This window comes from Tropicimonas sp. IMCC6043, assembly GCF_004146235.1.
GTDB lineage: Bacteria > Pseudomonadota > Alphaproteobacteria > Rhodobacterales > Rhodobacteraceae > Tropicimonas.
Genome location: NZ_SELO01000093.1, coordinates 1 through 5,574, shown reverse-complemented (window position 1 = coordinate 5,574; position 5,574 = coordinate 1). Strand labels below are relative to the sequence as shown.

5 protein-coding genes, 1 other RNA gene and 1 pseudogene are annotated in these 5,574 nt (G+C 67.0%); 4 read left to right on the top strand and 3 right to left on the bottom strand.

Translation table 11 applies throughout. The annotated features are described in order from the left end of the window. The first annotated feature begins 299 nt into the window (after positions 1 to 299). The 3 genes from EU800_RS29230 to rsgA all read left to right on the top strand — a co-directional run bounded on the left by EU800_RS29230 (position 300) and on the right by rsgA (position 1,836). Positions 300 to 407 carry a VPLPA-CTERM sorting domain-containing protein gene (locus EU800_RS29230; RefSeq protein WP_371685674.1) on the top strand — a complete coding sequence of 36 codons (108 nt, stop codon included), beginning with the start codon at positions 300 to 302 and terminating at the stop codon, positions 405 to 407. A 159-nt stretch (positions 408 to 566) separates the two neighbouring features. Further along, positions 567 to 665: signal recognition particle sRNA small type (gene ffs, locus EU800_RS25625), an RNA gene on the top strand. 136 nt (positions 666 to 801) lie between these two features. Continuing rightward, positions 802 to 1,836: a ribosome small subunit-dependent GTPase A gene (rsgA, locus tag EU800_RS25620; protein WP_129636296.1), complete on the top strand. Its 1,035-nt coding sequence runs from the start codon at positions 802 to 804 to the stop codon at positions 1,834 to 1,836. 30 nt (positions 1,837 to 1,866) lie between these two features. On the opposite strand, the gene EU800_RS27795 is transcribed toward rsgA, so the two are convergent. Then, entirely contained in the window at positions 1,867 to 2,514 is a 648-nt protein-coding gene (locus tag EU800_RS27795; RefSeq protein WP_242500836.1) for a hypothetical protein, read from the bottom strand. Between the two features lie 12 nt (positions 2,515 to 2,526). Continuing rightward, entirely contained in the window at positions 2,527 to 3,393 is an 867-nt protein-coding gene (locus EU800_RS27790; RefSeq protein WP_242500835.1) for an ankyrin repeat domain-containing protein, read from the bottom strand. 218 nt (positions 3,394 to 3,611) lie between these two features. Between EU800_RS27790 and EU800_RS25610 the strand changes: the two genes are divergently transcribed. Beyond that, positions 3,612 to 5,375, top strand: a complete 1,764-nt coding sequence (locus EU800_RS25610) for a DNA polymerase III subunit gamma/tau (RefSeq protein ID WP_129636295.1) — start codon at positions 3,612 to 3,614, stop codon at positions 5,373 to 5,375. A 73-nt stretch (positions 5,376 to 5,448) separates the two neighbouring features. Here EU800_RS25610 and EU800_RS25605 read toward each other — a convergent pair. Next, positions 5,449 to 5,574: pseudogene (locus EU800_RS25605) on the bottom strand (IS481 family transposase); the annotation flags it as partial.

The following is a 5,574-nucleotide window of genomic DNA, read 5'->3' as shown; positions in this document are numbered from 1 at the left end:
GCCGCTCGAACCTACGAACAGCTTTGGCAGGTCGTCGGACACGTCTGCAACCTCTTCACTGAAGAAGAATGCTACAACTTCTTCAAGGCCGCAGGCTATGAAACCGAATAGATTGGGATCGCTCTAACGATAAGTTCGCAGGTTCAGTTCTGCATGATGACGGCATTTCGGCTTATGATGATGGTGTTTTGGTCTCACTGGCGTCAGCGGCAGACCCGACGAGAGCAATCACGACGGAATTCCTGTTTAATGGCGGCGACTTCAGGCTGATTTATGCCGCCGCGAACGGGAACCCAGAAGTGCTCAGCGTCACCACGACGCCCATTCCGCTTCCGGCCGGTGGCCTTCTGCTGCTGAGCGGTCTGGGTGGGTTCGCAGCCTTCGCACGCCGCCGCAAGGCAGCCTGACCTGAGATCTGCCAACTTGGCAATCCAAAGAGACCCGGCAGGACATCCTGCCGGGTTTTTCATGTCGTGAGCACGAGTTAAGAACGATCGAAATGCCCGCTCTCAGTCAACGACTCGACGACACTTGAATTCCCGCCCCGCATCGCCTAACTGGAGCCTCGAGAGGTTGGCGCGGGCAGGCGCCTCGCCAACCCGGTCAGGTCCGGAAGGAAGCAGCCGTAACGAGCCCCGCTTGGGTCGTTGTCCAGCCTCTCACCCTTGCAGACCCTGGAACGGAGGCATCATGACAGAGACTGTTGCCATCCTCCGGGCCGCGGTGCTCTAGACGCCCGCGCCCGACCGTCCGAGCCGCGGCCACCCGGTCGCTCTTTTGACGTGTTCAGGGATCAGATCATTGACCAATCTCACGCTTTCCGACCTTGGATGGTCGGCCCGTTTCCGCGCCGAGGCCGGAGACGACACCGCTGCACCCGCACGCATCGCTTCTGTCGCGCGTGACCGCCTGGAAGCGCTGACGCCGTCCGGCGCGGTTTCCCTCACCCTTCCCGGCGGCCAGTCCACCGGCGACTATGCGGTCGGCGACTGGGTGCTCTTCGACCCGGCCACCGGCCGCGTCACCCGCCTGCTCGAACGCCAGACGGCGATAAGGCGCAAGGCGGCCGGGCGGGAGGCGAAGCGCCAGCTCATCGCCGCCAATGTCGACACGCTCGGTATCGTCACTTCCTGCAATGCCGATTTCAACATCGCCAGGCTGGAACGCTACCTCGCGCTGGCCGAGGCCTCGAACTGCCTGCCGCTGGTGATCCTGACCAAGGCTGACGAAAGCGAAACGCCCGACGACTACCGCCGGAAAGCCGAGCGGCTTTCCCCGCTGGTCTCGGCTCTGGCGCTGAACGCGCGCGACGCGAGCGAGCTCGAGCGGCTCTCCCCCTGGTGCGGGACCGGACAGACGCTGGCGCTGGTCGGCTCCTCTGGCGTCGGCAAGACGACGCTGTCGAACGGGCTGACCGGGCGGGGCGACGCCACGCGCGACATCCGCGAGGACGATGCCAAGGGGCGGCACACGACCACCTCGCGCGCGCTCCACCGGACGCTGGCGGGCGGCTGGCTGATCGACACGCCGGGGATGCGCGAGTTGCAGTTGACCGATGCCGCGGAAGGCATCGACAGCGTCTTCTCGGACATCTCGGAGCTGGCGGCGCAGTGCCGGTTCTCAGACTGCCGGCACGAGACCGAGCCCGGCTGCGCCGTGCAGGCCGACATCGCAGAGGGGCGGCTGGATTCGGACCGGCTGGCGCGCTGGCGGAAGCTGCAACGAGAGGATGCGCGCAATTCCGAAAGCATCGCCGAGGCACGGGCACGCGACAAGGGCTTCGGCAAGATGGTGCGAAGCGTCAAGGCGCTGAAGCGGCTGGACCGGCGCGACTAGCCCGGCGGGCCGTCGCACCGGTTCGACGGCCTAACCCGGCGTGACCTGCCCGAGCCGCTCCTCGGCCCAGTCCGCGAGGAAGGCGGCAAGCTCAGAATTGCCCGCCGCCTCGATCACCGGCATCGGAAGGGCGACACCCTGTTCCAGCGCGAGCCGGGCGCAGGCGATGTGATCGCGTTCCGCCCGCGCCGGGCAGTTCTCGGAACCGTGCAGGATGGTGGTGAGGAGCGTGCCGCCATAGCCGTTGACATGGCTGAGGTCCGGCTTTTCGGAGAGCAGATAGGCCATCACCCCGGGCAGCCCTTCCCAGCCCGCGACCTGGACCGGCGTGAGCCCCTCTGAATCCGGGCGGTCGGTCTCCACGCCGAGAGCGACAAGGCGCCGGATGTGTTCGAGCCTGCCGGGCAAGTGCAGGATCGAGCGGATGATGTTGCGGTAGGAGTCCGGAAGCCGGGCGACATCGACAAAGCGCCCCGGCGTGGCAACGCCGTCGGCCGCCGCGGCGAGCAACGCTTCCTCCGGCGTCAGGTCCGATGCGGCGCCGCGCGCTTCCAGCGCCTCGGCCAGGGTCCTGTTGCCGAACACACGCGCAAAGCCATAGGCGGTGCACCCGTCGAATCTCCGTTCGGGGTCGGCACCGGCATCGAGCAGGAGGCCGATCATGGGGGCATCGTTCATCCGCCGCGCCGCCTAGTGAAGAGCCGGGATGACCTGTGGCCGCTCGCCGCCAACCGGCTCTCCGGCGAAATCGTCCGGATGGGCGCCGGCGTCCAGAAGCATTTGCACCGCGACGTGATCATTGAAATCCATCGCGCGCAGGAGCGCATTCGTGCCCGCTGGCGTCGCACCATGAGCGAGAAGCAGGCGCAGCCCCACGTGATGGCCGAGTTCCGTCGAATGGTAGAGCGACTCGCCGTCGTTCGGATCGGCGCCGTTCTCCAGAAGCCAGCGCGCCAGAACCATGTTGTTGCCATGGCCAATGGCCCCGTAGAGCGCCGAGAGCCGGTGGTCGTTTCCCGCGCCCGCGGGGAAACTGTCGTTCACATCGGCCCCGTTCTCGACCAGCATCCGGGCAATCGCGAGCATGTCCGCTTCGAGTTCCGGGCGGGCGTGGATCCAGCGCGAGAAGGCCAGGTGGCAGATCGGGCGGCGCGGGCCGTGCAGGCTCGTGGCGCGACCGGGGTCTTCTTCGAGCATCCGGGCCACCTCTGCGCGATTGAGCAAGGCGACCTGGATCGAGAAAAGGCCGTCTGCGAGATCCGGCGTCTGCTCCAGCAGCCGTTCGACCACGGCAATCTGGCCGTGGAAGAGCGCCATCTTCAGACGCTGGATCTGCTGGGCGCGGTCGAGCCCGGCGGTCTCAACGGCGAGCTTGAGCCGAGGCCAGGAGGCAAAGCCTTGCTCCCGTGCGATCACGTGCAGGAAATCGGCGTGTTTGAGCGGCCCGTCCGATCCCGGCGGATGGACAGCAAGCCGCCGCACGGCCTCCGCGTCTCCGGCCTCATGCAGCTTCTTCAGCGCCTTGGCGTCACGGCGCAACTGTTGCAGGGATTTCATGTCGGTTTCTCCCGTATGCGCCCGATGATCCGCCAGTCCAGGCAACGTGAAAAACCGGTATGGGTCTTTCGAAGACGAGGTGCCGATGACGGCTTTCCGCGGACCGGGAGGCCGCCCCGGAGCGGCCAGGCTCAGGATAGCAGGCAGCGCGGGCTTCGCAATGGTGGACCTCTGCGGCGGGGGCCACTAGGTTGAGCCGGTCAGCGGAGCGAGACGACATGAGCGAGACGGGCGAGAGCGGCTATCAGGTGCTGGCACGAAAATACCGGCCCCAGAGCTTTGCGGACCTCGTGGGCCAGGACGCGATGGTGCGGACGCTGAAAAACGCCTTTGCCGCGGACCGGATCGCGCAGGCCTTCATCATGACCGGCATCCGCGGAACCGGGAAGACCACCACGGCGCGGATCATCGCCAAGGGGATGAACTGCATCGGCCCGGACGGCTCCGGCGGGCCGACGACGGAACCCTGCGGGACTTGCGAGCATTGCCGGGCGATCGCCGAGGGGCGGCATGTCGACGTGCTGGAGATGGACGCGGCCTCCAACACCGGCGTCGACGACATTCGCAACCAGGTGCTCGACTCCGTGGCCTATGCGCCCTCCTCGGCGCGCTACAAGGTCTACATCGTCGACGAGGTCCACATGCTGTCGAAGAGCGCCTTCAACGCGCTCCTGAAGACGCTGGAAGAGCCGCCTGCGCATGTGAAGTTCATCTTCGCCACCACCGAGATCCGCAAGGTTCCGGTGACGGTTCTGTCGCGCTGCCAGCGGTTCGACCTGCGCCGGATCGAGCCCGAGGACATGCTCGCCATGCTGCGCCGGATTGCCGATGCCGAGGGCGGGGCGATCACCGACGCGGCGCTGGCGCTGTTGGTCAGGGCCTCGGAGGGCTCGGCGAGGGACGCGCAATCGCTTCTCGACCAGGCACTGAGCCAGGGCGCGGGCGAGACCGATGCCGAGGCGGTGCGCGCCATGCTAGGGCTCGCCGACCGCGGGCGGATCGTCGATCTGTTCGACCTGGTGCTGAAGGGGGACGCGGCCGGCGCGCTGGCCGAGCTCTCGGCGCAATATGCCGATGGCGCGGACCCGCTGGCCGTGCTGCGCGACCTTGCCGAGGTCTGCCACTGGGTCTCGGTGATCCGGATCACCCCGGAGGCGGCCGATGACCCGACCGTGCCGCCCGACGAGCGTGACCGCGGCCGGACGATGGCCGCCGCGCTGGCCATGCCGGTACTCTCGCGGCTCTGGCAGATGCTGCTCAAGGCGTTGGAAGAGGTCGCGACCGCGCCGAACTCGATGATGGCGGCCGAGATGGCAATTATCCGGCTGACCCATGTCGCGGACATGCCGCCACCGGGCGAGCTGGTGCGGCGGCTCACCTCGTCCCAGCCGTCCGGCCCGTCCGCTACGCCGCAAGGCGGGGCGCCGACACAATCGTCCCCGGGCGAGCACGGCGGCTATGCGCCGCCGCCGCCATCTGCCCCGCGCGGCACGCCGCCGGGCCGCGGCCCGGTCGCTGCGCTGAAGGTGTCGCCCGAAGAGGCACTGGCGCGATTCGCCAGTTTCGACCATGTGGTCGAGCTCATCCGGTCGAACCGGGAGGTCTCGCTGCTGATCGAGGTCGAGACGACGCTCCGGCTCGCGCGATATGCGCCGGGCCGGATCGAGTTCGAACCCACGGCCGATGCGGCGACGGATCTCGCGCAGAGGCTCTCCGCGCGCCTTCAGGGCTGGACCGGCAACCGCTGGGCAATCACCGTGGTCAACAGCGGCGGCGCACCGACCATTGCCGAGGCGCGGGACGAGACGGCGATGGCGCTCCGGGAGACGGCATTGGCGCATCCTTTGGTTCAGTCCGTGCTCGAAAGCTTCCCGCAAGCGCGGATCATCGACATCCGGACCCCCGAGCAGATCACGGCCGAGGCGGCCGCGGAGGCGCTGCCCGAAGTCGAGGAGGAATGGGATCCGTTCGAGGAGGATTGAATGGAGGCCAGTAATCCTCTCTTAACCAACTTGCCCCTATCAAGTGCAGGCATGATCCACGGATTGGAACTGCCTAGGTGTTCAGTCCCGGCATTTGGTGGATCGGATCGACATTGAATCTGTCTGGCTCTGAAGTCCAGATCTTGCAGATGTATTCGTATGGCGTGAGACCGCTGAGGGTCTTGAGCCTTCGGGCGAA